This window comes from Ruegeria sp. AH12 (assembly GCF_056541465.1).
The window spans coordinates 1-1861 of record NZ_JBQFYL010000038.1 but is presented as its reverse complement, the minus strand read 5'-3'; the positions used below and the strand labels follow the sequence as shown (position 1 = coordinate 1861).

Annotated in this window: 2 protein-coding genes and 1 pseudogene; all 3 read left to right on the top strand. The window is 54.2% G+C overall.

Going from position 1 to position 1861, the window contains the following annotated elements:
• On the top strand, nucleotides 1-271 hold a 271-nt coding region (locus tag ACR0EL_RS21375), incomplete at its 5' end, for a hypothetical protein (RefSeq protein WP_480502162.1).
• A 48-nt stretch (nucleotides 272-319) separates the two neighbouring features.
• Nucleotides 320-1671 (top strand): IS3 family transposase gene (locus ACR0EL_RS21370; protein WP_170717543.1). Its coding sequence is split into 2 segments (ribosomal slippage): nucleotides 320-656 and nucleotides 656-1671, totalling 1353 coding nucleotides; the frame shifts between segments, so codons are not numbered across the junction.
• A gap of 74 nt (nucleotides 1672-1745) precedes the next feature.
• A pseudogene (locus ACR0EL_RS21365) lies at nucleotides 1746-1861 on the top strand (P-type conjugative transfer protein TrbG); the annotation flags it as partial.

Below are 1861 nucleotides of genomic sequence, written 5' to 3'. Positions count from 1 at the left end.
TCATCCTGCAAAAGAACAACAACATATGAGTACTCTTCGACATTTTTTTTCCTTGCGAGCGTCCGGAGATTTCCGCGTAGGTGACATTTTACTTCTCATCCTTTTCGCCATTATCGGCTTGCAAGGATACGCAAGATTTCCAGCATATCGTCTTGTATTGGAAGATATTAGTGCGGTGCCGTTTACTTGGACTATAGCCATCGCAACGTTCAATTACCTGCTAGTCCACAAGAATGTCCGCCATCAGCACCCATGGAACAGACTAGGTTGATTGCGTAGCGGAGGATTTCAGGCTCATCGTAACCATCAGAGAGTGGAGATGAGAATGAAATCCGGGAAACAGAAAGCGTCAGCAGAGAGAGTTGTCAAAGACATCCGCAGGAAGACACGGCGCCAGCATTCGGCAGAGGAGAAGATCCGTATTGTGTTGGATGGGCTTCGTGGTGAAGACAGCATAGCGGAGCTGTGTCGCCGTGAAGGAATAGCTACGAGCCTGTATTACAGCTGGTCGAAAGAGTTCCTTGAGGCCGGTAAGAAGCGGTTGGCTGGCGATACCGCACGCCAGGCTACCAGCTCTGAGGTGAAGGATTTGAGAGCGGAATCGTCGGCGCTGAAAGAGGTAGTCGCCGACCTGACCCTTGAGAACCGGCTGCTCAAAAAAAGCATGTTCGAGGATGGGGGAGACGACGAATGAGATATCCCGCATCCGAAAAGCTTGAGATCATCCGGCTGGTTGACGGTTCGCACCTGCCGATCAAACGCACACTGGAAAAGCTCGGCATTCCCAGAACGACCTTCTACCGCTGGTACGACAGGTATCTGTCTTTCGGCGAGGCCGGGCTTGAGGATCGCCATTCCCGGCCAGGTAGGGTTTGGAACCGCATCCCCGACAAGGTGCGCAAGCAGATCGTGGAACTGGCTCTGGAAGAACCCGAGTTATCGCCCCGCGAGCTTGCGGTGCGGTTCACCGACACCAGGCGCTACTTCGTTTCTGAGGCCAGTGTTTACAGGCTTCTGAAGGCACAAGATCTGATCACTAGCCCAGCCTGCATCACCATCAAAGCGGCGGATGAATTCCATGAGAAGACTGTGCGGCCGAACCAGCTTTGGCAGACCGACTTCACCTATCTCAAAGTCATCGGTTGGGGCTGGTTCTACCTGTCTACGATCCTGGATGATTACAGCCGTTACGTTGTCTCTTGGCGCCTTTGCACCACGATGAAAGCTGACGATGTCACAGGAACACTGGAAGACGCTTTGGCTGCATCAGGTTGTGACAGTGTCACCGTTGCCCACAAGCCCCGGCTGCTCAGCGACAACGGCAGCAGTTACATCTCTGGCGAGTTGGCGAAATGGCTGGATGAGCAGGGTATGGATCATGTTCGGGGAGCGCCCAACCATCCGCAGACCCAGGGCAAGATTGAGCGATGGCATCAGACGATGAAGAACCGTGTCCTGCTGGAAAACTACTATCTGCCAGGAGCGCTCGAACAGGCCATCGGCGACTTCATCAATCACTACAACCACAACCGATACCACGAGAGCATCAGCAATCTGACACCCGCCGATGTCTATTTCGGTCGAGCCGAAACAATCCTCAGACGCAGAAAGGAAATCAAACACCAGACAATCCAGAAACGCCGCTTGCTGCATCATCAGAACGCGGCGTAGATTGAAACTGCGGCGAGCCTGATCCTCCTAAGCCAATCAAACGCTCGTGTTCCAAATCATTCGATGACGGACACAACTCCCGCATCCACGGCAATGTGCTGATCGTCGACCGGCTCTTCGGTGCGGCAGAGCTGCGCCTTGGGCGAGGTCCCCGGCAGGAGGTGGTCCGCATCCTGCGGATCGAGCCCCA